Genomic DNA, 23,824 nt, shown 5'->3' on the forward strand with positions numbered 1-23,824 from the left:
CCTCTTACCTCAAATAGCGAACGAGGCCGTCTACGCGGCGTCTCAGAATTTCCGTCCGGTGTCGGGTGAGCGTGATCGAACACTCGGCTCCCAACTCACCATATCCGGTCCCGCCGGCTGCTTGGCTCGACACCATGTTGCATTCGGCATCACGATATTTCAGCCAAGCGCGCTGCGAATCGAGTAAGCCGGCTACCAAAATTGGTTTGTTCGCTTTCTCGCGCCGATTTTCGGCGTCCTCTTTCCGCAGCCCTGCAAGAGTCAGTCGCCATTGGCTCACCATTTCCGCATCGGCACGCTTCTCAACTTTGCAGAGGCACTGGCGGTAGTCCAAGCCAGACAGCCGAGCGGCTGCATCGCAATCGGATACGGCTGCCAGTGCAAATAGTGTCAAAATCACTCCGCTGCCTCGGCCAGCCGGCAGTCCGCGGCCATCGGCGTCACGCCGAGTTTAGCGAACAACGCGGTGTCCTTGTCTTCGCCGGCGTTGCCCGCGGTGAGCAATTTGTCGCCGGTGAAGATCGAATTGGCGCCGGCCATGAAGCACAAAGCCTGCGCCGAGTCCGACATGCTCTCGCGGCCCGCGGACAGGCGCACCATGCTCGCCGGCATGGTGATGCGCGCGACGGCGACGGTGCGGACGAACTCGATCTCGTCGATCTTCGCCATCGGGGTGTCGGCGAGCATGTCGCCGAGTACGGTGCCCTTCACCGGCACCAGTGCGTTGACCGGCACGCTGCCGGGATGTTCGGGCAGCGTGGCGAGCGCATGGACGAAGCCGACGCGGTCTTCGCGCGTCTCACCCATGCCGACGATGCCGCCGCAGCAGACGTTGATCCCCGCGGTCCGCACCGCATCCAGCGTGTCGAGCCGCTCCTGAAAGCTGCGCGTGGTGATGACGTCGCCATAGCGTTCGGGCGAAGTGTCGATATTATGGTTGTAGTAATCGAGGCCGGCGTCGGCGAGCTGCTTCGCCTGATGCGGCTCCAGCATGCCGAGCGTCATGCACGTCTCCATGCCCATCGCGCGGACGCCCTCGACCATCGCGACGATCGCGCCCATGTCGCGGTCCTTGGGATTGCGCCACGCCGCGCCCATGCAGAAGCGGGTCGAGCCATTGTCCTTGGCCTGCGCCGCCGCCTGCAGCACGGCGCGCACGTCCATCAGCTTGGTCGCCTTGACGCCGCTGTCGGCGCTGACCGACTGCGAGCAATAGCCGCAATCCTCCGGGCAGCCGCCGGTCTTGATGGACAGCAGCGTCGACAATTGCACCTGCCCCGGCGCGTGATGCGCGCGGTGCACGGTCTGCGCCTGCCACATCAGCTCGTCGAAGGGCAGGTCGAATAGGGCTGCGATCTCTGCGCGGGTCCAGTCGTTGCGGACCGCGTTGCGCTCCGGGGACAGCGCGCTCACTTGGCCATCGCCAGCTTCAGGCGCGCTTCCAGCGCCGGGGCCTCGGACGGCTGAAAGCCATATGCGGTGTAGATTTGCCGGCCCTGGCTGTCGAAGAGGTAGACCCTTGGGATCCCGACCTTTCCGTCGGGGATATCCTTGAGGTCGGCCGCGACAATCTGTTGATAGGCTTTGACGTCGGCGACGACATAGTCGCTATCGGCAAGCCCGCCGCGATCGAGGAAGCGAGCGATGGCCTCGGCGGGCTGCGACGGATCGGGGTTACCGTCGCTGCGATTGACGTACAGGAAGTTGTACCGCCCCGCCAAGTCCTTGCGCATCTTGTTGAGATAGGGCGCCTCGACTATGCAGGGCGGGCACCAGCTCGCCCAGATCGAGATGAGGGTCGGCTTGCCCGGCGCGATGCGCGATCCGAGCGTGATCGGCTTTCCGCCGCGTGTCTTCAACGGCACGCCAGCCAGGCTCGCGATCGAACGCCCCGTCGTCGCGGCGCGCTCCTGCGCGGCGGCGGGGGGGGCGATCGTGAGGGACAGGCCGAGCGACCATGCCAACGTTGTTGCAAACCGCATATGCACTCCTACGCCGCCCATGGCGGAATGTCTCGAACCGAACCGGCGGCGCTGATTCCTGCCGTCCGAATGGATGCCGTGGCTGCCTGAACGCTCATCGTCCCCGCTGCCACATCATGTCCTTCAATTGCGCCGTCCGCTCGCGTGTCAACCGCGCGAGGCATTGGCTGCGTACCATCGGTTGCATCGATCCGCCCGCATATTCCCCGCTCTCGATGATGCATTGCGCATCGCGGAAGGCGAGCCACGCCCGCTGGCTGGCGAGCGTCGCCGCGGCATAGCCGAAGCCGCCGCCGCGGCTGGTATCGGCGGCGTCGCGGCGCTTCATCGCGGCATAGGTGCGCTGCCACTGGACGGTCATCGTCGCATCGGCGGCCTTCCACTCGGCGCCGGCCTGCTGGTTCATCGCGGTCTGCGTCTGCGCAGCCGCGGGGCCGGCAAGTAGCAGTGCGGCGGCGAGGGCATAGCGCATCATGCGGCATCCTCCTGCGGGGGCATGTTGTGGCCGAGCAGGCGGAGCACGTCCTCAGCCGCCTTGATGAGATTGGTGCCGGGGCCGAAGATCGCCTGCACGCCGGCGTCGCGCAGCGCCTGGTAATCCTGCGCAGGGATGACGCCGCCGGCGATCACCTTGATGTCGGCGCGGCCGGCGTCGCGCAGGTGGCCGATCAGTTCGGGGATCAGCGTCTTGTGCCCGGCGGCGAGGCTGGAGGCGCCGACGACGTCGACGTCGCTTTCCAGCGCGAGGTGTGCTGCTTCCTTCGGCGTCTGGAACAGGGGACCGGGGACGACTTCGAACCCCAGGTCGCCGAACATGCTGCTGACGAGGTTGGCGCCGCGATCATGCCCGTCCTGCCCCATCTTGGCGACGAGCATGCGCGGTTTGCGGCCCAAGCGCCGTTCGGTGGCGGCGACGCCGTCGGCGAGGCGGGTCCAGCGCGCGTCGTCGGTATAGGCGCCGCCGTAGATGCCCTTCACCGGCGTCGGCTGCGTGCCGAAGCGGCCAAACACGTCCTCCATCGCCGAGGAGATTTCGCCCAGCGTCGCGCGGGCGCGGGCGGCATCGACGGCGAGCGCGAGGAGGTTGGTTTCAACTCCTCCCCGGGACGGGGAGCGGGACCGCTCGGCGCCAGCCGAGTGGTGGAGGGGCAGCCCAGCAGGGACATCGCCTGTGGCTGCCCCTCCACCAGCCTGCGGCTGGTCCCCCTCCCCGTTCCGGGGAGGAATGTGGCCGGCACGCGCACCTTCACGCAATGCGTCGAGCGCGCGCTGGCACGCCGCCTCGTCGCGGGTCGCCTTCACCCGTTCGATGCGGCGGATCTGCGCCTCTCGCACCGCGACGTTGTCGACGTCGAGGATGTCGATCGGGTCCTCGTTGGGCAGGCGGTATTTGTTGACCCCGACGATCACGTCCTCAGCCCGGTCGACGCGCGCGGCGCGGGCGGCGGAGGCTTCCTCGATCATCGCCTTCGGCCAGCCGGCCGCGACCGCCTTCGCCATGCCGCCTTCGGCCTGCACGCGCTCGATGATCTCCCACGCGCCATCGACCAGGCTCTGGGTCAGGCTCTCGACGTAATAGCTGCCACCCAAGGGATCGACGACCTTGGTCATCCCCGTCTCTTCCTGGATCACGATCTGCGTGTTGCGCGCGATGCGGGCGGAGAAATCGGTGGGGAGCGCGATCGCCTCGTCGAGCGCGTTGGTGTGGAGCGACTGCGTGCCGCCCAGCATCGCCGCCATCGCCTCGATCGTCGTGCGCATGACGTTGTTGTACGGGTCCTGCTCGGTCAGTGACACGCCCGACGTCTGGCAGTGGGTGCGCAGCATCTTGCTGCGTTCGTCCTTCGCGCCCAGCTGCGTCATCGCGCGATGCCAGAGGACGCGCGCGGCGCGCAGCTTGGCGATCTCCATGAAGAAGTTCATGCCGATCGCGAAGAAGAACGACAGCCGCCCGGCGAATTGGTCGATGTCCAGGCCGCTCGCGACGCCGTATTTCACATATTCCATGCCGTCGGCGATGGTGAAGGCGAGCTCGTGGAGCTGCGTCGCCCCCGCCTCCTGCATATGATAGCCGCTGATCGAGATGCTGTTGAACTTGGGCATCTCGCGGCTGGTGTAGCCGAAGATATCCGAAATGATCCGCATGCTCGGTTCGGGCGGGTAGATGTAGGTGTTGCGGACCATGAACTCCTTGAGGATGTCGTTCTGGATGGTCCCGTCGAGCAGTTTGCGGTCGACGCCTTGTTCTTCGCCCGCGACGATGAAGAAGGCGAGGATCGGGATCACCGCACCGTTCATCGTCATGGAAACCGACATCTGGTCGAGCGGGATGCCGTCGAACAGGATCTTCATGTCCTCGACGCTGTCGATCGCGACGCCCGCCTTGCCGACGTCGCCGGTGACGCGCGGGTGGTCGCTGTCATAGCCGCGGTGGGTGGCGAGATCGAAGGCGACGCTGAGGCCCTTCTGCCCGGCGGCGAGGTTGCGGCGGTAGAAGGCGTTCGATTCCTCGGCGGTCGAGAAACCGGCGTACTGGCGGATCGTCCACGGCCGGCCGGCGTACATCGACGCGCGCACGCCGCGCGTGAACGGCGCGAAACCGGGCAGGCCTGGGTCCCAGCCCTGGACATCGGCTTCGGTGTAGAGCGGCTTGACGGCGATCCCTTCCGGCGTGTGCCAGGTGAGATCCTTGCCCTTCACCTCGCGCGCGGCGGCGGCCTGCCAGTCTGCGAGGCCCGGCTGCGGCGTCGGTTCGGGCGCTGCGGCAGGCGCGCGGGTGCTGCCGGCATCCTCGCCGATATTGGTTTCGATGTCCGCCATGTCAGGCGCCCTTGAACACAGGGCTGCGCTTCTGCAGAAAGGCCATGCCGCCCTCCATCGCATCCGCGGTGCCGCGCATCGCGCGCTGGTCGTCCGCCTCGCGCGCGAGCGCCGTGGCGAGATCGCTTTCGAGCGCGGCGTGCAGCCCGCGGCGGATCGTGCCGAGCGTCACCGTCGGCCCCGCCGCCAGCCGCTGCGCCAGCGCGAACGCCTCCGCCTCCAGCGCGTCGTCAGCGACGATCTTATGGATCATGCCCCAGTCGAGCGCCTTGGCGGCCGGCACACGCTCGCCGAGCAGCATCATCTCCGCGGCGCGCGCGCGGCCGATCAGCCGCGGCAGCAGCCAGCTCGCGCCGCCATCGGGGACGAGGCCGATGTTGACGAACGCCTGCAGGAAATAGCCGCTGTCGCTTGCGACGCAGAAATCGGCCGCGAGCGCAAGGCTGCAGCCGATGCCGGCGGCGGCGCCGCGCACCGCACTGACCACGGGGACGCGCGCCTCGGCGACGGCGAGGATCGCGGGGTTGTAGGAATCGGTGAGCGCCGCGTGCGTCGCGGCGCCGGGGTCGGCGGCGGATAGCGCGCCCGCACCGACATCGGCGCCCGAGCAGAAGGCGCGGCCTGCCCCCTGGATCAGCACCGCGCGCGCGCCGTCGAGGTTCGCGAGCGCCGCGGCAATGTCCTCGAACAGCGATGGCGGCGCGGCGTTGAGCCGCTCCGGGCGGTTGAGCGTCAGCACGAGCACGTCGCCGCGCCGCTCGGTCAGCAATTGGTCGACGGCCATATCCGCCTCTCCCTATGTCACAGCATTGCGGCCGGGATCAGGCCCGAACGCATCGTTGCGGAGGCCATGGACCGCGCGCGGCTCCGGTTCAAGAGGATCAGCCGTGGTGCCCCTCGCCCGGCGCCTCCATCAACTCGACCAGCATCCCGCCCATGTCGCGCGGGTGGAGGAAGACGATCGGCGTCCCGTGCGCGCCGATCCGGGGCTCGCCCAGCACGGTCGCGCCCTTGGCCTTGAGGTCGGCGACGGCGGCGTGGATGTCGGGCACCTCGAAACAGACATGATGCTGCCCGCCCGCCGGGTTCTTCTTCAGGAAGCCAGCGATCGGCGAGCTGTCGTCATACGGCTCGATCAGCTCGATCTGCGTGTTGGGCGCGTCGATGAAGCACACCTTCACGCCCTGCGCGGGCAGGTCGAACGGCACGCCGATCGCCGTCGCGCCGAGCAGGGTACGGTAAGTTTCGATCGACTGGGCGATCGACGGCGTCGCGATGCCGACGTGGTTGAGGCGGCCGAGGGTCATGCGGATACTCCCTTCGTCATTGCGAGCGTAGCGAAGCAATCCAGGGCGTCCTGTTCCGGCTTTGGATTGCCGCGCTGCGCTCGCAATGACGGTGTGGACTTATCAACCATGGGCGATCTGCGCGAAGAGGTCGTTCCACAGCGGGTTCATCGTTTCGATCAAGCTGCCTTTATTGGCACGCGACCCGGCCTTGATCTGCTTCTCGCGCATGATCGCGACCTCCATCGTATCGGCCGCCTCGAACCAAACGAGCCGTTTGCAGTCGTAGCGTCTGGTGAAACCGTCGATCATGCCTTCGCGATGTTGCCAGGCGCGCTGCGGTAGGTTCGACGTCACGCCGACGTAGATCGTGCCGTTGCGGGCGCTTGCCATGATGTAGACCGCCGGGTGCAATATCCTCATCGTCCAGATCCCCTTCGTCATTGCGAGCGCAGCGAAGCAATCCAGAGCCGGATCAGGACGCCCTGGATTGCTTCGCTGCGCTCGCAATGACGGAGGATGACGTCCCGCTCACAACGGAATGTTGTCATGCTTCTTCCAGGGGTTCTCGAGCGCCTTGTTCCTGAGCTTCCGCAGCCCAAGCGCGATCCTCCGCCGCGTCGAGTGCGGCTGGATCACCTCGTCGATGAAGCCCTTGCTCGCCGCCACGAAGGGGTTGGCGAAGCGCGCCTCATATTCCGCCGTCCGCTCCGCGATCTCCTCCGGCGTACGCCCGCGGAAGATGATCTCCACCGCGCCCTTCGCGCCCATCACGGCGATCTCGGCGGTCGGCCAGGCGTAGTTCAAGTCCCCGCGCAAATGCTTCGACGCCATGACGTCATACGCGCCGCCATAGGCCTTGCGCGTGATGACGGTGATCTTGGGCACGGTCGCCTCGGCATAGGCGAACAGCAATTTGGCGCCATGCTTGATGATGCCGTTATGCTCCTGCGCCGTGCCAGGCAGGAAACCTGGAACGTCGACGAAGGTCACGATCGGAATCTCGAACGCATCGCAGAAGCGCACGAACCGCGCCGCCTTTTTCGAGCTGTTGATGTCGAGCACGCCGGCCAGCACCATCGGCTGGTTGGCGACGATGCCCACCGTCCGCCCTTCGATCCGGCCGAAGCCGCAGAGGATGTTCGCGGCATGCGCCGGCTGGATTTCGAAGAAATCGCCCTCGTCGACCACTTTGCGGATCAGCTCGTGCATATCGTACGGCTGGTTGGCGTTGGCGGGGACGAGCGTGTCGAGGCTGGGCTCGATCCGGTCCCAGGCGTCGGCGGTCGGCCGCTCGGGCACGGGCTCGCGGTTCGAGGCGGGCAGGAAGTCGATGAAGTCGCGCGCGGCGAGCAGCGTCTCGATATCGTCCTCGAACGCGACGTCGGCGACGCTGGTTTTCGTGGTGTGCGTGATCGCGCCGCCCAGCGCCTCCTGCGTCACCACCTCGTTGGTCACCGTCTTCACCACGTCGGGACCGGTGACGAACATGTAGCTCGAATCCTTCACCATGAAGATGAAGTCGGTCATCGCAGGACTATAGACCGCGCCGCCCGCGCACGGGCCCATGATGAGCGAAAGCTGCGGCACGACGCCGCTGGCGAGCACGTTGCGCTGGAACACCTCGGCATAGCCGCCAAGGCTCGCGACGCCTTCCTGGATGCGCGCGCCGCCCGAATCGTTGAGGCCCATGACGGGCGCGCCGACCTTCATCGCCATGTCCATGATCTTGCAGATCTTCTGCGCATGCCGCTCCGACAGCGAGCCGCCGAAGACGGTGAAATCCTGGCTGAACACGAAGACGAGGCGACCGTTGATCGTGCCCGATCCGGTGACAACGCCGTCGCCGGGGATGACCTGATCCGCCATGCCGAAGTCCACGCAATTGTGCTCGACGAACATGTCGACCTCTTCAAAGCTGCCCTCGTCGAGCAGCACGTCGAGCCGTTCGCGCGCGGTCAGCTTGCCCTTGGCGTGCTGCGCGGCGATGCGCTTCTCGCCGCCGCCGAGGCGGGCGGCATCGCGGCGGCGCGCGAGTTCCTGGATCGTCGACGACATGGCATATCCTCCCGCGCGATGTCCGCCCTCTTTGGCGTGGCGGGACGGTAGCTGGCGCGCCGCGCCGAGTGATGTTGAGAACTACGTCTACGCTATAGCCCTCCTTTGAGCGAAGGATACTTTCTCCGCTCTGGCAGGGTGGCGCGGCTACGTCGCAGTGCGCCCGCAATCGGGCGATCGGCGTGTTTCATGCCGACAGCGTACCGCTGCCTGCGGAAATGGGGTTGCTGATATCTCCGTATGCCCCTGATGCGATGACGGTCGTCAATATGGCAGGCGGCAGGAAACGGTGGCTTTTTTCCGCCCGCTGAGATAGCGTCTTCTGTAGCCGATGATTGCCCCTTGGGTATCTTAAGCACAGAACAGTATAGCGAGGCCCATCGAAGAAAGGAGGCGAGCATGTCTACGAAGCAAATTCTCGCTCTCCTGAATTCGCATATCGACGGGGATGAAGATCAACTCCTGTCGATCGCCTTGCAGATCGCTGCACAGGAAGCCCGCCAAGGCCGCCCCGACGAGGCCGACAAGCTCAAGCGCCTTGTCCAGAAGGCGCGGGATCAGCGTCGTACCGGCAAACCCGCTGGCGGGCAGACCCCGATTCCGCTGGCCCGTCCCCGTGGCGAGTTGCAGGGACTGGTCGAGAGCACTTATCCCAAGGTCTCGCTGTCTAGCATGGTGCTGTCGGACGGTATCGCCAAACGGCTCGGGCGCATCGTTCGCCAGCAGCAGGAACGCACGACCTTGCGCGAGCACGGTCAGACGCCGGCAACGCATATGCTTCTCGTCGGCCCGCCTGGGACCGGCAAGACGATGACCGCCTCGGCGCTCGCTGGCGAGTTGCGCTTGCCACTTTTTACGGTTCGGCTTGAGGCGCTGTTCAGCCGCTTCTTCGGCGAGACGGCCGGCAAGATGCGTCTTCTGTTCGATCAGATCGCGCAGACGCGCGGCGTTTATCTGCTCGACGAGTTCGACGCGATCGGCGCGCGCCGTGGCGATCCGAACGATGTCGGCGAAATCCGCCGCGTGTTGAACTCGGTTCTGGCCTTCATGGAAGAACCGAACTCTACCGACAGCCTGGTGCTGGCAGCGACGAACCATGTCGAGATACTGGACGAAGCGCTGGCGCGGCGGTTCGATGAAGTGATCGAATACACGTTGCCGGATACGGCTTCCGCGCGGGCGGTCATCGAACGTCGGCTTGGCAAGTTCAAATTTGCCGCAAAGGCTTGGGGTGCGCTCGAACCCGCGCTCGACGGCCTGAGTCAAGGCGAACTGGTTCGCGCCGCCGATGCGGTCGTCAAGGACGCTATTCTAGCAGAGTCGGCAAAGGTCTCGCCGGATGCCCTGCGGGAAGCCTTGGAAAACCGACAGACATTGAAGGGCAAGTTCCGTCGCCAATCCAGCCGTTAGGCAGGCTCCGCCAACGGATAGACTGGAACGCGAACGAACGAGCAGGAACTTATGGCGGAGCCGGATAATTTTGACACGAGAGATCGTCCACATATTGCCATCGACGTTTTCCGTGAGACCGCTGCTTATACTTATCCGTCACGCAATCAGGAGCGTAAGCCGCTTCGCGGCGATTACGCTGCACACGCCACGCAGCTTCTCGACCAGCTCGCTGCTGCGCTCGGCAATGTTCCTTTGCCAGCAGATGATCCTCGCCTTACCGTTCAGGGGCTGAAAGCCGGCACGATCGTCGAGATCACGACGCTTCCGCCAGCCGAGGATTCCCGCACCAAAGCCGTCAAGGTTCCGGCCACGTTGGAATTCCCGACGCAGGATGTGGTGGTACTCCGCTCGGAACGGAATGACGACCGCACCGAGAGCGCCTTGCTGTTCGTGCCGGACGATGCACGCGCTTTCCTACAAGGCAGGATCAGCGATTATGGGCGCGATCCCGGCAATCAGCGCCGCCCCGATGTTGAGCGCTTCGAGGTGGTGGAGGAAGTCCGGGCTATCGACACCGGATCGTTGTTCACCGGCGACGTGAATCTCGCTGCGCCGGACATCGTGTGGTGGGAGATTTGGGTTCGCCAACCCGTCGCATTGGCCGATCGCTTGGTCAACGCGGCGCGCAATGCCAACATTGATGTCCACGACGATCGCCTTATCTTCCCCGATACGACGGTTATCTTTCTCCATGCGCCCGCCACTGCGGTCGCCAGATTCGCCAGTCGGGTGCCCGGTGCGATCACTGAAATCCGGCGGGCGACGGGAACGATCGAACCTTTCCTCGACCGGGGAGACACCGGGCTTGGTCAACACGATTGGGTGGCCGAACTGGCCCAGCGTATCGCAGCACCGGCACAGGATGCGCCGGTCGTCTGTACCCTCGACACGGGTGTTGCGGCCGAGCATCCGTTGATCGCGCCGGGTCTTCGCGGCGCATGGGCCTATGATGCGGCCTGGGGTGCCGACGATCATCAGCCCAATGGTGGCCACGGCACGCCATTGGCTGGTCTTGTGCTGCACGGAGACTTGGAGCCGTTGATGAACGACGCGCAGCCGGTCGTTCTGACGCACGGCGTGGAATCGATGAAGCTGCTCCCGCCGCACGGTTTCCCGGCGACGAAGCCGCCCAGCTATGGCGTCGTGACGCAGGGTGCGGTGAGTTCGGTCGAGATCGAACGCCCCGACGCGCTGCGCAGTTTCTGCATTGCGACTTCCGCTACAGACTTTCCGCCAAGCCGGCCGTCGACCTGGAGCGGTGCGCTCGATCAGATCGCCGCTGGCGCGATGCCCGGCGAAGCCGATGCGAAAGTGCCGGCCGCCGAGCGGCCCAAGCGCCTGATTGTCGTGGCGACGGGAAACGTCTCGGGCGGAATGGCGGTCGATGTTCTGCCGTCCCAACCTCTGGAAGACCCGTCGCAGAGCTGGAATGCTCTGACCATCGGCGGATTCACGCGCAAGGAGCAATCGCCCGCGCCGCCGCCCGTTCTAAATGCCGCCGTGCCGGCCAATCATCGCAGCCCATTCAGTCGCGGTTCGCAGTCGCTTCCCGATGATTTGACGCCCATCAAGCCGGAGGTGCTATTCGAGGCAGGCAATATGATGTCCGACGCCGCGGGATTCTGCGGATGGGACCCATCGGTTTCGCTTATGTCGGCAGGATCGGATTTAGCGACCGAACCCTTGGTGTCGTTCTGGGCGACCAGCGCCGCTGCCGGCATGGCGGGAAATTTCGTCGGCCGCCTGCAATCGGCACGCCCTGATTTATGGCCTGAAACCCATCGCGCCCTGACCGTTGATTCCGCGCGTTGGCCTGAGCCAATACGTAAGAAGTTCATCGGCACCGGCGCGCATTGGAAAACCGGCACCAAGGGCGCGAAGCAGCAGCATCTCCGCGAGTTCGGGTACGGCGTTCCCGACATTGAGCGGGCCATCCTATCGGCTCAGAACGACGCCACGTTGGTTGCTCAGGCGGAGATACAGCCGTTCGCCATCGGCACGGACGGACGAACCGGCGTGTTCAACGAAATGCACTTCTATGATCTGCCCTGGCCGAAGACAGCTTTGGAGCAACTCGAAAACGAGATCGTCACCATGAAGGTCACGCTCTCTTATTTCGTGGAACCGAATCTGACCGGCAAGGCGGCGACCCGGCCGGATACATACCGATCGTTCGGCCTGCGATTCGACATGAAGAAGCGCACCGAAACGAATGCGCGCTTTCGCAGCCGGATTTCTGCCAGCCAAGCGAAGGACGGTACAGAAGCGGATGGCGAGACGAGTTGCTGGCTATTGGGGCCGAAGGCGATCCAGGCCGGCTCGCTGCATTGTGATCTTTGGCGCGGTCGGGCGATCGAATTGGCCGGACATGATGCTATAGCCGTCTATCCGGTAGGCGGCTGGTGGAAGTCGCATGTCGGCCAGAAGCGCGTCGCTGACAAGGCCCGCTATGCGCTGGTCATCTCAATATCCGCCCCCGGTCAACAGGTCGATCTTTATTCGGAAGTTAGTGCCTTGGTCGATGCCAAGGAAATTGACGTTTTGCTCGGCTGAAGACGAGGTGTCAGGATTATTGACCAGGTAGATGATGAATGCGTCCATTTACACTAACTCGACCAATCCTAGCGGACGCGCCATCGGGCCTCCTTTTAGACGAGTGGAACGCGCATATCCGTGATGCAGGGCTTCGTTGCCATCTGAGCTGGGGAATAGATTTCGATAGTCGTGCTATCAGCCTTAAACCCATTCCCGATCATTGGAATGAAGAAGTGAAGGAGAGAGGTGGCTTGGAGAATCTGCACACTGAGATAATTGGATATTCTGCCTGAGAGCGGCCAGAAAGGCTGCGAGACAGGAGCAGAGAATGAGCAGACGACCCCGGCGCAACCACAGCCCGGCTTTCAAGGCGAAGGTAGCGCTTGCCGCGATCAAGGGCGAGAAGACGCTGGCGGAGCTGGCACAGGATTATGACCTGCATCCCAACCAGATCACGACCTGGCGCATGCAGTTGCTTGAAGGGGCGGCCGGCGTGTTTGGCTCTGAGAAGGCCTCGGTCGAGCCCGCGATCGACGTGAAGACGCTGCACGCCAAGATCGGTGAGCTGACGCTGGCGAACGATTTTTTGGAAGGCGCGCTCGGCAAGGCAGGTCTGTTGCCGAGCGCAAAACGATGATCGACCGCTCGCACACCTTGCCCGTGAAGCGGCAGGCGAAGGAACTGGGGATCAGCCGGGGTAGTGTCTATTATTTGCCCCGGCCGGTTTCGTCGGAAGACCTCGCGATCATGCGGCGCATGGACGCGTTGCACCTGGAGTTTCCGTTCGCGGGGAGCCGGATGCTACGCGATTTCCTGCGCCAGGAGGGCATCGAGATCGGCCGCTGCCATGTCGGGAGCCTGATGAAGAAGATGGCGATCGAGGCGGTCTATCGCCGTCCCAGCACTTCCAAGCCGGCGCAAGGGCACAAGATCTACCCCTATCTCCTGCGTAAGCTGCCGATCGTGAGGCCCAACCAGGTCTGGGCTACGGATATCAGCTACATCCCCATGGCCCGGGGCTTCGTCTATCTCGTCGCCATCGTCGATTGGTTCAGCCGCAAGGTCCTCAGCCACCGGATTTCGATCACGCTGGAAGCCGACTTCTGCGTGGAAGCACTCGAGGAAGCCCTGGCGCGCTATGGCAAGCCGGAGATCTTCAATACGGATCAGGGCAGCCAATTCACCAGCCAGGCCTTCACCGGCGTGCTCCGGCGCGAGGGGATTGCCATAAGCATGGACGGGCGCGGCGCCTGGCGCGACAATGTCGTGGTCGAGCGGCTGTGGCGCTCGGTAAAGTACGAGGAAGTCTACCTGCACGCCTACGCCTCGGTCAGCGAAGCGCGCAGTTCGATCGGCCGATATCTGGGCTTCTACAATGCCCGAAGACCTCATTCGAGCCTCGGTGGACGTACGCCTGATCAAACCTACTTTGACAATCTGCCACAGGCCGTGGCAGCGTGAATGGGCCGCGACTTGCGGGGCGTCACTCCGGCCGGGCTACGCCCGACCTTCATGACGCCCCGCAGGCGGCAGCTTGAACAACCAACCCGCAGACGATCCACTTATCAAAACGTCAAAGGCTGTTCAGACAAACCGAGCCACTTCTGAGCTTCATCGCGCCATGATCGTCCAATCGATCGCTGACGCTAACAATCGCGTCGTTTTCGCTGATAAGGAAAAGGACTTTTCCGGGTTTCGATCCATCAATTCCTTGGGGGGAGCGGTGTGATGTCAATTACCATCTGGCGTCGAGCGGGAGGGCGGCATGGCTGAAACCCAGATCGAGTGGACCGACTCCACCTGGAATCCTGTCGCGGGGTGTTCGATCGTCACCGCCGGCTGCACGCATTGCTATGCGATGGAGATGGCGAAGCGTCTCGAAGCGATGGGCGTTGACAAATATGCCGGGCTGACCCGAAAGACCGGCAAGCGGACCGTCTGGAACGGCGTGGTGCGCGAAGACCGCGAGGCGCTGTCGATCCCGCATCGCTGGCGTAAGCCACGCAAGATCTTCGTCAACTCGATGAGCGATCTGTTCCATGAACGGGTGACCGACGCCTTCATCCGCGATGTCTGGCAGGTGATGCGCGACACGCCGCGGCATAATTATCAGATTCTCACCAAGCGACCCGAGCGGATGGCAGCACTCGTTGCCGGCCAGATCGGGGAAGTCCTGCCCAATGTCTGGCTCGGCACCAGCATCGAGGACGCCGATGTTGTGGATCGCATCGACCATCTGCGAAGAGCGCCCGCCGCGATCCGCTTCATTTCGTTCGAGCCCCTGATCGGAGCGGTCGGCACCGTCGATCTCAGTGGCATCCATTGGGCGATCGTCGGCGGCGAAAGCGGCAAGTCCGCCCGTCCGATCCGTGAGGAATGGATCGACGAAATTCACGCCCGATGCCTGTCGGCCGGCACCGCCTTCTTCTTCAAGCAATGGGGAACTTGGGGCAAGGACAACAAGAAGCGATCGAAGAAGGCGAACGGCCGCGAGTATCGTGGGCAGACCTGGGATGAGATGCCGGCCGTGATGCACGCTGTCGTGTAACGGAGCCGGGAACAGGGGAGGCAGTGTGGTCGAGAAGCGATATGAGTGGGCGGACGGCGCAGTCCTCGAAGAACACTCGCATCGGAAGCACAAAATCCTTCGCGAATATGTGTTCGACTATCTCACCGTCCGCTGCAAGCTGCCGCAGCAGGAACGGTTCCGGCTCGCCATCATCGATGGCTTTGCCGGCGGCGGTCGCTATCAATGCGGGGCGGCCGGCTCGCCACTGATATTCATTGAGGAGCTGAAGCGGGCGGTCGAAGCGGTGAACACGCAGCGGGCCGTTCAGGGACTCGGCGCGATCGAGGTCGAGTGCTTGCTCGTCTTTAACGACGCCAGCCGCGACGCGATCGAGCTACTGAAGACGCATGTCGCCCCGATGCAGGCCGACATCGCGCTGACCTGCCCCAAGCTTCACTTAAAGGTGGAGTATCTTAACGACTTCTTCGAGGTCGCTTATCCGAAGATCAAGGTGCTGCTGGGACAGGGCCGCTATCGGAGCGTGATCTTCAACCTCGACCAGTGCGGCCATAGCCATGTCGAACGCCGCACAATCCTAGACATTATGCATTCCTGGCCCGCAGCCGAAATCTTTTACACCTTCGTCATCACATCTCTGCTGGCGTTTCTTCAGAAGGACGAGCCCGAGCGCCTGCGCACGCAGCTCGACCACCTTGGTATTCCGTCCAACGACATGCAGGCACTCGACGGGCTGATGAGCAGGAAGGACTGGCTCGGCACGGCCGAGAAGATCGTCTTCGACGCCTTCCGCTTGTGCGCTCCCTATGTCAGCCCGTTCTCGATCAACAATCCCGGCGGGTGGCGATACTGGCTGATCCACTTCGCCAATGCGTATCGGGCGCGGCAGGTCTACAATAACATCCTCCACGACAATGCGAGCTTGCAGGCACACGTCGGCAGGCCGGGCCTCAATATGCTGTCTTACGATCCTCGGCATGACGAGGGGATGCTGTATCTCTTCGACGATAGCGGACGGGCGTCAGCGAAGACCCAATTGCTGGACGACATCCCCCGTCTCGTGACCGAGGCGGGCGACGCGATATCGGTGATGGAGTTCTACGAAAGCATCTACAACGTTACCCCGGCGCACGCGGACGACGTTCACGCGGCGATCATCGAGAACCCGGACCTTGAGGTAATTACACCGTCTGGCGGCGAGCGACGCAAGGCCAATACGATCGCGGTGAACGACATCATCAAGCTGAAGAACCAGCGCAGCTTCTTCCCGATGTTCCTGAATGCGGGAACGAAGGCGAAATAGGGATTGCGCGTCGAAGAATTGGGTCACGATCGTTGATCGACCGTGACCCAAACGATCACTTTCCGACGAACTCCATCGCATCGGCTGCCTTTTTCAACCGTTCGACAATCGTGGATTGGGTCAGCCCGTCCTTGTGCAGGCGATCCTTCGCATCATCCTTCCAGAACAGATCGCCGTGCGGCGGCAGTTTCGCCTTCAATTCCCTCACGGTCTGAATGGCTTTCTTCGCCCACTTTTGGAAATCATCGACCGACCAATAGAGTACTTTCTTCAAGGCCGGCTTCGCGCCGATGCCTGCCTTAGTGCACGGCGTGACGAGAATTGCAGTTAAGTTCAGATCGCCAGCGCCCAGCACATTTTCCTTGATCCAGTCGGGGTGCATCGCAGCTTGCTTCGCTTTTTCTGCGCCGAACACCGTCGTGGCGCTGCCATTTGCATGATCTTCAAAAACGATTCCCTTGGTTTCTCCGAGCCACCAAGGATCGGGCGCGGCATCGGACTCCCCGTTTCCGGCGGTGAACCCAAGCAGCTCGCCCAACTCGCGCTGGCCTTCCTCGAACGTCTCCGGCTTGACGAGGTTCTTGAGAATGCGCTTGGCCTTCTTCTCGAACGCGCGGTCGTTCGCCGTACCCATCGCAAGCAGCGTAGCTTCGAGACGTTCGACTTGGACGATGGCATCCTCGTCAACGATCTCGGACTCGGCTGCCTCATCCGTGGATTGCGCCTTCGCCAGCCGCGCCAGCCAGCCTACGCCTGGCGCGGCCTTCATTGCCTCGCCGAACTGTTCGCGCGCCGTCTGCTGGTGCGCGTCGTTGACCGCCTTTGACATCGACCAGGCGACGGCTCCGGCCAGATAATGCCACAGCGCACGATAACCACGAAGTTCTGGCGCGGTCAGCTTTGCCGTGATCGCTCGGGCTTCGACGAGTGCGGTATCGGCATCTCCCATCCATAGCGCCTTCGAATAACGCACTTCGTGGGCGACGACGCTTTCGAGAATGTCCATCGCCGGATAGGGCGTCTGGGTGTAGTCGTTCGCATTGTCGAGGATTTCAGCGTTGGCCTCGGCCCAGTCGTTCTTATTGGCGAGAAAGCTCTTGAAATTGCCGATGAGATCATCGGTATCGACATCTTTCGACTGCTCGACCCCGAATGCGAGTTCGGCCTGAAGCTCCGGATGGAAATGCGCCCAATTACGATCATCGGCCAAATATTCGAGCAACTCGTGCCCAGTAACGAACACCGCAGAACGATCTTGCAGGGCGCGGGTGCAGCGCCCTGCCGCTTGCAACACGCGCGTCTGGAGCCGTTCGTTGAACAGCGCCATCGCGCCCATCTTGGTCATCAGGAACCGTTCCTGGGCGTTGGTCGCCTTCGGCAGTCCGTCAAGGCATAGGAGGCGACATTCATCATTAGGAAAGTCGATGCCGTCGAAGCGGCCGGCCATGATGGCAGCCGCTTTATCGGCACCGACGAAGTCGTCCTTCGAGTCTTCGATGTCGGCAGCGTTGAAAATCTCGAAGCCGTCGAGTTCCTCCACCTGCGCGCGGATGGTCGCTGCCGCAGCGTCGTTCGGCGTCAGGACGACAGACCGCCCGGCAAGCTTCTGCATCTTCAGCCGCAGCTTCTCGCACTCGGCCGGTTCGAGCGACAGGCCCGGAAAGATGAAGAAGCGTCGTCCGACGCCTGTCGAGCGGAATCCTTCGGGAGCAGGCAGTCGCCGGATCGCCGACGTGCCGGTCAGTCGTTCCAGATCACCACCGGCACCCAATGTCGCCGACATAAAGATGCGCTGCTTGGCGTTGGCGAATGGAGCATGATCCCAGACCGGCGGTATCAACGGGCGGATGAGGATTTCACGCGACGCAAGATAGACGTGACATGACGACAGGTGGTCGCGCAGCAATTGCCAGCGGAATGTAACATCATCGCTGGCATCAGAATTAGCGTCGATGATGTCGGTGAGTTTCGGCGCGATTTCCTGAAGGACTGTCGATGGCAGCTTGTCCACCCATGTCGCGTCCGACGGGTCTTTCCAGTCGCCGGTGAGGCGGGCATGGGACTGGCCAGTCAGGTAGGGACGCAGCAGATCGCTGACGGCCGCATGAAGCGCGGCATGGTCGTCGTCGCCGGCCGGTATTTCCAGCGACCACATCTTGGCGATGTAGTTTTCGGCAGCATGGGCGTCGTCGATGATGACCACATCTGGATTACTGAAAAAGGGGCGGACGTTGAACAGGCTGGAATAGGTGGTGACAGCGACCTTGGCCCCAGTGGTGTAATCCGACTTGGATGCCGCAGAGTAATTCTTCTTCGCGCTGGTGAAGCCAACGGCATCAATGCCGTAGCGGTTCTGCGCCTGATCTACGGTCTGGTTGACGAGTTGCCGCGTGGGGCAAAGATAAACGACACGTTCTTTGAACTTGCGCCGCCGCCATTCCGCAATCAGCAGACCGACCAGCGTCTTGCCGCTTCCTGTCGGCAGTTGAAGTGCAACATCCTTTTCATCGACCATCTGCTCGCCATAAGCGCGAAGCATATCGCGCTGGTGCGTCATGACATCCGGCAGCTTCCGCCGGGTCAGAGTCTGAAAAAGCTTTGCGGGGGAGTCGGGCGCGCTCAGGGTCGCGGTGTTCTTTTTGAATGCCATAGATCGGGGCTGCTTTCGAGATTCGGTAGGTCGTTGTTGATGCCACTCATTCCAAAAAAGCTACCTAGGGTCGAGCGTTAGCGACCGACCGCCGGCAGGAAGTAGCTCCAACATAGTTTCTGCGCTTTTTGATGGGGTCGCTAGGGGCGCTGCCCCACGCGCGGGGCAAGGGATCGCTGACGCTCGTCCAGGTCGGTATCCCCAGCCTTCCTCCACGTCGTTCCTCCGTTCCGTACAGGCCGGGTGATCCCCCTCCGTCCCGGTCGCCCTTGCCCCTTGCTACCCCCGGTCTCGCCGACGGGCAGGGGTTCAGGAGCGGCGCTTCGCTGCTCTGAACCCAAGCTCCGAGGAACAGAGAGATGACCGACGCAGCCGAAAGCAACCCCCGCATTTATGTCGCCTGCCTTGCCGCCTACAACAACGGCTATCTGCATGGTGCCTGGATCGACGCAGATCAGGATGCCGATGAGATCAGAAGCGAGATCGCCGCCATGCTATCGCGCTCGCCGATCGAGGGTGCGGAGGAATATGCCATCCACGATTACGAGGGCTTCGAGGGCGTCGCCATCGAGGAGTTCGCCGGTATCGAGAACGTGGCGCGGATCGCCGCATTCGTCGCCGAGCATGGCGCGTTGGGCGCGGGTTTGCTGAACGAGTTCGTCGGCGACATCGACCAGGCCGAGACCGCCATGCGGGACTGCTACCATGGTCAGTTCACCAGCCTTGCCGATTACATGGAAGAGCTGACCGCCGATACGGTCACGATCCCCGACGCCCTGCGCTACTACATCGACTGGCAGGCGATGGCGCGCGATGCCGAGTTGGGCGGCGACCTGTTTACGGTGGAAACCGCGTATGACGAGGTTCATGTCTTTTCCCGCCGCTGAAAGGCATCCGTCGCTTTGCCAGCCCTTGCCGGCAAAGCGACGGAATGCGGCGGCCCGCTGTTGCATGGAGGCGTGTGGCAAGCAGCGTTCGACCTGGCAGGATGGCGACCGCTTGCCGGATTTTCCAATATCGAGATAGAACAACCAAAACGGATATGAATTAACTATAATTGCGATCGTGTTACGCACTCCAGTTATCTGGATAGAGCGGCTACACCGATCCCTCTTTCTCCATGACCATCCCGATCCGGGCTTCGTCCTGCACCGCCCGGAATTGGGGAGGTGAAGCCATGCTGAGTATCGACTGGCGCTCGCCGGCGGCATACGCACACACGAAAACCATTTCCGCCGCCGGTTTTGCTTGGGAATATCTTCGTCGCAACGACGAATACCGGGAGGATTTCCGGTCCGCCAGCGCGGACGGAAGCCCTCGCGCTGACCGCCTCGAACGCTTCGTTCGGCGCTGGGGGTTGCGATTTCCCAAGCGACCCCGACGCACCGCCTGACCTTGAGCCGCCGGTCTGGTCGCCGGGCTTGCAGCCGCAAGCGGTCATGCTGTCGCCTGCCGAGCATCAGAGCGGCGAGGCAGAGCCGATGATCGTCCTCGCGCATCGCGGCGGCCTTCGACTGCGGCAGGCCGAAGATGGCTGGCACGGCATCTGGCAAGCCGATGGCGTCGTTCATCAATTCTGGCTGCGCGAAGCCGTGCCGGACGCCGTCGCCTTCTACGCCGCGACCCTGCCGATGGATTCCTGGCTGGAGCTTCGCGCCCACGCCGCGCGCCGACTCTGGCGCGCCCTCACGGGACGCCCGCCAGGCGCGGACTTTCGGGCGCTGCCCGAGCAACTGCGACAATGGCACATCCTGTCGTTACGGGCGCTCGATGCCCGGCTACGCGGCGAGAGCTATCGTGCCATTGCCGAAGTGCTACTCGGCTTCCGGGGCAGCAAGGAGGATTGGGAGGCCGATCCGAGCAAGAACAAGGTGCGCCGGCTCGTCGCGCACGGCATCAAGATGATGCGCGGCGGCTATCGCCTGTTACTGCATTATCCCATCAAGCCGAAAACGCGGCCGTGACACCATCCGTCAGGGTCTGTTGGCCGCCGCCTGTTCCAGTATCCGGCGATAGCCTTCGCGCGATAGCCATTGCGCGCGTTCGAGATGGCTTTGCCAGCAACGACGGGTGCGCAGCGCATCGGCGATCGGATCACGATGCAGCACGATCGGCGCGACTTCCTGCCAGTCCGCGTGCTCGGCCTCGGCATCCAGCAGCCGCATGTAGGTGACGAAATGCCGCTCGTCGTAGGGCGTGATCGCATCGCCGGACGGCGCTTCGTCAGCCACATCGGGGTCGAGTTCGATAGGGGTTCGCATCGCCGCTCCCTCCGCCTTCGGAGAAGTTTGTCTGCGGTGCGCCCCCGCAAACGTCCTCTCTGACTCCTGGTGATCGGGGAGTTAGTAACCGTGACTAGACGGCCCCATGGCCTTTAGCTGGAAAGCCTGTTGCATACGCCACAGGCTCCCCGACCATAGGGTCAAGGAGTGTGGTGCCGTCACGGCCGGCACCAACCGCTAGTCAGGGGTTACTACGCCCCCGGAACAGCGCGTCACTGCTCCTTCCCCAGCCTTATCCGAAATGGCCGGAATTGTCTTCGCCTATTCAGCGCGACGGATAGAGCCTCACTGAAAACGTTCGGCTTTTTGTGCTCCCAGGGGGTGCCGTCAGCGTGTGGCCGCAAATGCGGCACGCTACCGGCCGCCGATCCCTCGCCATGGTTCGCCACAGCCCGCTCGCCAGACGGCAGCGGCATCGACCACGAACCAGAGGTGATCCATGGCCGTCCGCCCCAACGCGGATTTGCCGCCGCGCATGTTGCGCACTCAGGAAGCCGCCCGCTTCCTCGGCATTTCCATCCGCACCCTCGAAAAGCATCGCACCTATGGCACCGGCCCGACCTATCGCAAGGTCGGCGGGCGCGTCCTTTATACCGTCCACGACCTCGAAGCCTGGACCGAGATCGGCTCGCGCAAATCCACCCGCGACACGACGGCCGGCAAGGTCTTTCCCGCCCGTCCGCTGACGCCGCAAGAGCGGGGCGAGTGCTGATGCTGCGCGACGAGGATCATGAACCCGCCGCGCAGCCGTGCGACACCAGCGAACGCAGCCGCCTCGCTCCCTTCGTGGTCGCGACCGGCGATGCGCCGCCGCGCGACCAACGCGACCTGATGGAGCGGCCCTTCTTCTCCCTGGCGAAGACGCCGCGCACCACGCCCATTCTCTACAAGACGGCCGACATCGAGGTGCAGGTCTTCGCCATGCCCGAACACGGCATGGCGACCATCTGGGATGCCGACGTGCTGATATGGGCGGCCTCGCAGATCGTGGCGGCCAGGAACGCCGGCCTGAACACCTCGCGCTTCTTCCGCTTCACGCCCTACCATCTGCTGCGCGCTATTGGTCGGCCGACCGGCAATCGCCAATATCTGTTGCTGAAAGCCGCGCTCGCCCGCCTGCAATCGACCTCCATTCGCACGACGATCCGCCACGGCGAGCATTGGCGGCGACGGCAATTCTCTTGGATCAACGAATGGGAGGAGATGACCACGCGCGACGGCCGCTTCGAGGGCATGGAGTTCGTCCTGCCCGAATGGTTTTACTCCGGCGTCGTCGATCGTTCGCTCGTCCTCACCATCGACCCGGCCTATTTCCGGCTGACGGGCGGTATCGAACGCTGGCTCTATCGCGTCGCCCGCAAGCACGCCGGGCACCAGCCGCACGGCTGGCTGTTCGAGATCGCGCACCTTCATAAGAAGTCCGGCAGCCTCGCGCGGATTTCCGATTTCGCCCTCGACCTGCGCCGCATCGCCGCCCGGCAATCGCTGCTCGGCTATCGCCTCGACATTCGCCGCGAAGGGCGGCGCGAGCTGCTGCAAATCCGGCCCGAAACCCCGTCCACAGTGCCTGTTGATAAGGGTGTGAAAACCATCGGCACATCAGGCGCAAAGGGTATCGGTACATCAGGCGCAGCACTATCGGCACATCAGGCGCGCGGACCACAGTTAAGCCTCTGGCCCGAAAAGCGGAATCCGGCTGCTAACTTAGAGTCTAACAGAGAATCTAACTTTTCTTCTCTGACGCGCGCGCAGGCGAGGCGTGGTGCCGGTGCCGCAAGGTCGGTCGCCGACGTGCTGCGGGACATGCTGACGCCCGATCCGTCCGACAGCGATGGAGGCCAGCGATGAGCGGCAAGGCACCCCGTCACGCGCATGGTCGTCCCCAACCGGACGGGCCAGCGCCCTTTACCACATTGGTCGAACTGACCTTCCAGAAGCAGAAGGTCGAGCACTGGATCAGGTTCGGCCGCAAGAGCTACGAACGGATCATCGACCGCCGCCGCAGCGTCGTCGGCTTCGCGCCCGATAGCGTCTTCGCCTTCGTCCGCTGGGCGGCGGGCGATCATGGCACCGTCGTCTCGCGCATCGACATCGTGCGCGCCGTCCGTCGCGGCGAACCGTTCCAGACCGTGCCCTTCGTGCGTCCGGGCGGCGACATCCTGTTGTGTCTCAATGGGTGGCACAAGGTTCAGCGTGTGCTCGCGGCTATCGACGCGGTGGAGGCGTTCGGCGTCGATCCCGCCGATGCTTCGCCCGACCACTGGCGACACGTCCACAACCGGCTGACCGCCAATCAGGAGCCGAACGTCTACACGCCCGAGCGTCACGCCGCATGGATCGGCCGCCGGAGGATCGACCCATGACTCGGTTCGGCTATGTCATGGCGACATATTTGGCGGTGCTGGGCGTCGCGGTCGCGACCGTCATCCCGATGCCGACGAAACTCGTCTGGAACGTCACGGCCAGCGCGCCGATCGGTCTCTATACCATTGAGCGGGCCGACAGGCTCACGGTGCCGGAGCTGGTCGCGGTCATGCCGCCCGAACCGCTCGCCACCTTCATGGTGGAGCGCGGCTATATCGGACGCGGCGTGCCGCTTTTGAAGCGCGTCGCGGGGCTTCCAGGGCAGCGAGTTTGCCGCTCGCGATCCGCCATCACGGTCGATGGCGTGGAGATGGGCGAGGCGCTGGAGCGCGATCGGGTCGGCCGCGCGCTGCCCGTCTGGCGAGGCTGTCGCGTCGTCGCCAGCGATGAACTCTTCCTGCTGAACGGGCGCGTCCGCGACAGCCTGGACGGCCGCTACTTCGGACCCGTTCCCGCGAACACCGTCATCGGCCGGGCGCTGCCGCTCTGGACCGACGAGGACGGCGACGGCCGCTTCGAATGGCGCGCGGCGACGCGCTGACTTCCCCCAATCAAGGAGGCTATT

23 protein-coding genes are annotated in these 23,824 nt (G+C 63.5%); 12 read left to right on the forward strand and 11 right to left on the reverse strand.

Features of this window, described 5'->3' with window-relative positions; translation table 11 throughout:
* Positions 1-4: 4 nt before the first annotated feature.
* From DM480_RS18840 to DM480_RS02240, 9 genes are all read right to left on the reverse strand, one after another.
* Positions 5-400 carry a lysozyme inhibitor LprI family protein gene (locus DM480_RS18840; protein WP_405053248.1) on the reverse strand — a complete coding sequence of 132 codons (396 nt, stop codon included), beginning with the start codon at positions 398-400 and terminating at the stop codon, positions 5-7.
* Positions 397-1,413: a biotin synthase BioB gene (bioB, locus tag DM480_RS02205; RefSeq protein ID WP_115377353.1), complete on the reverse strand. Its 1,017-nt coding sequence runs from the start codon at positions 1,411-1,413 to the stop codon at positions 397-399. Before bioB ends, DM480_RS18840 begins: the two co-directional genes overlap by 4 nt.
* Positions 1,410-1,982 carry a TlpA family protein disulfide reductase gene (locus tag DM480_RS02210; protein ID WP_232834087.1) on the reverse strand — a complete coding sequence of 191 codons (573 nt, stop codon included), beginning with the start codon at positions 1,980-1,982 and terminating at the stop codon, positions 1,410-1,412. The genes bioB and DM480_RS02210 overlap by 4 nt, the downstream gene beginning before the upstream one ends.
* A 94-nt stretch (positions 1,983-2,076) precedes the next feature.
* On the reverse strand, positions 2,077-2,457 hold the full coding sequence (locus tag DM480_RS02215; protein ID WP_232834088.1) for a lysozyme inhibitor LprI family protein: 381 nt from the start codon (positions 2,455-2,457) through the stop codon (positions 2,077-2,079).
* Positions 2,454-4,802: a methylmalonyl-CoA mutase gene (scpA, locus tag DM480_RS02220; RefSeq protein ID WP_232834089.1), complete on the reverse strand. Its 2,349-nt coding sequence runs from the start codon at positions 4,800-4,802 to the stop codon at positions 2,454-2,456. Before scpA ends, DM480_RS02215 begins: the two co-directional genes overlap by 4 nt.
* A gap of 1 nt (position 4,803) precedes the next feature.
* Entirely contained in the window at positions 4,804-5,586 is a 783-nt protein-coding gene (locus tag DM480_RS02225; RefSeq protein ID WP_115377354.1) for an enoyl-CoA hydratase-related protein, read from the reverse strand.
* Between the two features lie 97 nt (positions 5,587-5,683).
* Entirely contained in the window at positions 5,684-6,109 is a 426-nt protein-coding gene (gene mce / locus DM480_RS02230; protein ID WP_115377355.1) for a methylmalonyl-CoA epimerase, read from the reverse strand.
* 102 nt (positions 6,110-6,211) lie between these two features.
* On the reverse strand, positions 6,212-6,481 hold the full coding sequence (locus DM480_RS02235; protein WP_232834090.1) for a GIY-YIG nuclease family protein: 270 nt from the start codon (positions 6,479-6,481) through the stop codon (positions 6,212-6,214).
* Positions 6,482-6,619: 138 nt separating this feature from the next.
* The gene (locus DM480_RS02240; protein WP_115377356.1) at positions 6,620-8,146 is read right to left on the reverse strand and encodes an acyl-CoA carboxylase subunit beta; all 1,527 of its coding nucleotides are present in this window, start codon (positions 8,144-8,146) and stop codon (positions 6,620-6,622) included.
* A 399-nt stretch (positions 8,147-8,545) separates the two neighbouring features.
* Here DM480_RS02240 and DM480_RS02245 point away from each other — a divergent pair, with 399 nt between their 5' ends.
* The 5 genes from DM480_RS02245 (at position 8,546) to DM480_RS02265 (ending at position 15,963) form a co-directional block, all read left to right on the forward strand.
* Positions 8,546-9,556, forward strand: a complete 1,011-nt coding sequence (locus tag DM480_RS02245; RefSeq protein ID WP_115377357.1) for an AAA family ATPase — start codon at positions 8,546-8,548, stop codon at positions 9,554-9,556.
* A 51-nt stretch (positions 9,557-9,607) separates the two neighbouring features.
* Positions 9,608-12,151, forward strand: a complete 2,544-nt coding sequence (locus DM480_RS02250) for a S8 family peptidase (RefSeq protein WP_115377358.1) — start codon at positions 9,608-9,610, stop codon at positions 12,149-12,151.
* Positions 12,152-12,461: 310 nt separating this feature from the next.
* Positions 12,462-13,594, forward strand: a protein-coding gene (locus DM480_RS02255) for an IS3 family transposase (RefSeq protein ID WP_115377359.1) whose coding sequence is annotated in 2 segments (ribosomal slippage) — positions 12,462-12,723 and positions 12,723-13,594 — 1,134 coding nt in all. Because the reading frame shifts where the segments join, the coding sequence is not laid out codon by codon here.
* 304 nt (positions 13,595-13,898) lie between these two features.
* On the forward strand, positions 13,899-14,681 hold the full coding sequence (locus DM480_RS02260) for a DUF5131 family protein (protein ID WP_115377360.1): 783 nt from the start codon (positions 13,899-13,901) through the stop codon (positions 14,679-14,681).
* 25 nt (positions 14,682-14,706) lie between these two features.
* Positions 14,707-15,963, forward strand: coding sequence for a three-Cys-motif partner protein TcmP (locus DM480_RS02265; RefSeq protein ID WP_115377361.1), 1,257 nt, complete (start codon positions 14,707-14,709; stop codon positions 15,961-15,963).
* A gap of 55 nt (positions 15,964-16,018) precedes the next feature.
* Here DM480_RS02265 and DM480_RS02270 read toward each other — a convergent pair whose 3' ends face one another.
* Positions 16,019-18,613, reverse strand: a complete 2,595-nt coding sequence (locus tag DM480_RS02270) for a DEAD/DEAH box helicase (RefSeq protein WP_115377362.1) — start codon at positions 18,611-18,613, stop codon at positions 16,019-16,021.
* Between the two features lie 359 nt (positions 18,614-18,972).
* Here DM480_RS02270 and DM480_RS02275 point away from each other — a divergent pair, with 359 nt between their 5' ends.
* The 3 genes from DM480_RS02275 to DM480_RS02285 all read left to right on the forward strand — a co-directional run bounded on the left by DM480_RS02275 (position 18,973) and on the right by DM480_RS02285 (position 20,577).
* Positions 18,973-19,500 carry an antirestriction protein ArdA gene (locus DM480_RS02275; protein ID WP_115377363.1) on the forward strand — a complete coding sequence of 176 codons (528 nt, stop codon included), beginning with the start codon at positions 18,973-18,975 and terminating at the stop codon, positions 19,498-19,500.
* A gap of 290 nt (positions 19,501-19,790) precedes the next feature.
* Complete coding sequence (locus tag DM480_RS02280; RefSeq protein ID WP_115377364.1) at positions 19,791-20,006, forward strand: transcriptional regulator domain-containing protein; 216 nt, start codon at positions 19,791-19,793, stop codon at positions 20,004-20,006.
* Positions 20,007-20,052: 46 nt separating this feature from the next.
* Positions 20,053-20,577 (forward strand): DUF2285 domain-containing protein, encoded by a 525-nt coding sequence (locus DM480_RS02285; protein WP_115377365.1) that lies wholly within the window; start codon positions 20,053-20,055, stop codon positions 20,575-20,577.
* A 9-nt stretch (positions 20,578-20,586) separates the two neighbouring features.
* On the opposite strand, the gene DM480_RS02290 is transcribed toward DM480_RS02285, so the two are convergent.
* Positions 20,587-20,874 carry a DNA -binding domain-containing protein gene (locus tag DM480_RS02290; RefSeq protein ID WP_115377366.1) on the reverse strand — a complete coding sequence of 96 codons (288 nt, stop codon included), beginning with the start codon at positions 20,872-20,874 and terminating at the stop codon, positions 20,587-20,589.
* A 460-nt stretch (positions 20,875-21,334) separates the two neighbouring features.
* Here DM480_RS02290 and DM480_RS02295 point away from each other — a divergent pair, with 460 nt between their 5' ends.
* Genes DM480_RS02295 through DM480_RS02310 form a run of 4 tightly spaced genes read left to right on the forward strand, consistent with a single transcriptional unit; the run spans position 21,335 to position 23,800 of the window.
* Positions 21,335-21,607: a helix-turn-helix transcriptional regulator gene (locus tag DM480_RS02295; RefSeq protein ID WP_115377367.1), complete on the forward strand. Its 273-nt coding sequence runs from the start codon at positions 21,335-21,337 to the stop codon at positions 21,605-21,607.
* Positions 21,607-22,743 carry a replication initiator protein A gene (locus DM480_RS02300; RefSeq protein ID WP_115380700.1) on the forward strand — a complete coding sequence of 379 codons (1,137 nt, stop codon included), beginning with the start codon at positions 21,607-21,609 and terminating at the stop codon, positions 22,741-22,743. Before DM480_RS02295 ends, DM480_RS02300 begins: the two co-directional genes overlap by 1 nt.
* On the forward strand, positions 22,740-23,258 hold the full coding sequence (locus DM480_RS02305; RefSeq protein WP_115377368.1) for a DUF2840 domain-containing protein: 519 nt from the start codon (positions 22,740-22,742) through the stop codon (positions 23,256-23,258). Before DM480_RS02300 ends, DM480_RS02305 begins: the two co-directional genes overlap by 4 nt.
* Positions 23,255-23,800 carry a S26 family signal peptidase gene (locus DM480_RS02310; RefSeq protein ID WP_115377369.1) on the forward strand — a complete coding sequence of 182 codons (546 nt, stop codon included), beginning with the start codon at positions 23,255-23,257 and terminating at the stop codon, positions 23,798-23,800. The genes DM480_RS02305 and DM480_RS02310 overlap by 4 nt, the downstream gene beginning before the upstream one ends.
* Positions 23,801-23,824 lie beyond the last annotated feature (24 nt).

This window comes from Sphingomonas sp. FARSPH (assembly GCF_003355005.1).
In the GTDB taxonomy this organism is placed as follows: Bacteria; Pseudomonadota; Alphaproteobacteria; order Sphingomonadales; family Sphingomonadaceae; genus Sphingomonas.

Coding starts and splice junctions, on each gene's coding strand:
- DM480_RS02295 (WP_115377367.1), top strand. CDS start 21,335: ATGGCCGTCCGCCCCAACGCGGATTTGCCGCCGCGCATGTTGCGCACT.
- DM480_RS02290 (WP_115377366.1), bottom strand. CDS start 20,874: ATGCGAACCCCTATCGAACTCGACCCCGATGTGGCTGACGAAGCGCCG.
- DM480_RS02260 (WP_115377360.1), top strand. CDS start 13,899: ATGGCTGAAACCCAGATCGAGTGGACCGACTCCACCTGGAATCCTGTC.
- DM480_RS02285 (WP_115377365.1), top strand. CDS start 20,053: ATGCTGTCGCCTGCCGAGCATCAGAGCGGCGAGGCAGAGCCGATGATC.
- DM480_RS02310 (WP_115377369.1), top strand. CDS start 23,255: ATGACTCGGTTCGGCTATGTCATGGCGACATATTTGGCGGTGCTGGGC.
- DM480_RS02245 (WP_115377357.1), top strand. CDS start 8,546: ATGTCTACGAAGCAAATTCTCGCTCTCCTGAATTCGCATATCGACGGG.
- DM480_RS02210 (WP_232834087.1), bottom strand. CDS start 1,982: ATGCGGTTTGCAACAACGTTGGCATGGTCGCTCGGCCTGTCCCTCACG.
- DM480_RS02250 (WP_115377358.1), top strand. CDS start 9,608: ATGGCGGAGCCGGATAATTTTGACACGAGAGATCGTCCACATATTGCC.
- DM480_RS02305 (WP_115377368.1), top strand. CDS start 22,740: ATGAGCGGCAAGGCACCCCGTCACGCGCATGGTCGTCCCCAACCGGAC.
- DM480_RS02270 (WP_115377362.1), bottom strand. CDS start 18,613: ATGGCATTCAAAAAGAACACCGCGACCCTGAGCGCGCCCGACTCCCCC.
- DM480_RS02275 (WP_115377363.1), top strand. CDS start 18,973: ATGACCGACGCAGCCGAAAGCAACCCCCGCATTTATGTCGCCTGCCTT.
- DM480_RS02215 (WP_232834088.1), bottom strand. CDS start 2,457: ATGATGCGCTATGCCCTCGCCGCCGCACTGCTACTTGCCGGCCCCGCG.
- DM480_RS02300 (WP_115380700.1), top strand. CDS start 21,607: ATGCTGCGCGACGAGGATCATGAACCCGCCGCGCAGCCGTGCGACACC.
- DM480_RS02225 (WP_115377354.1), bottom strand. CDS start 5,586: ATGGCCGTCGACCAATTGCTGACCGAGCGGCGCGGCGACGTGCTCGTG.
- scpA (WP_232834089.1), bottom strand. CDS start 4,802: ATGGCGGACATCGAAACCAATATCGGCGAGGATGCCGGCAGCACCCGC.
- DM480_RS02280 (WP_115377364.1), top strand. CDS start 19,791: ATGCTGAGTATCGACTGGCGCTCGCCGGCGGCATACGCACACACGAAA.
- mce (WP_115377355.1), bottom strand. CDS start 6,109: ATGACCCTCGGCCGCCTCAACCACGTCGGCATCGCGACGCCGTCGATC.
- DM480_RS02235 (WP_232834090.1), bottom strand. CDS start 6,481: ATGGCAAGCGCCCGCAACGGCACGATCTACGTCGGCGTGACGTCGAAC.
- DM480_RS02240 (WP_115377356.1), bottom strand. CDS start 8,146: ATGTCGTCGACGATCCAGGAACTCGCGCGCCGCCGCGATGCCGCCCGC.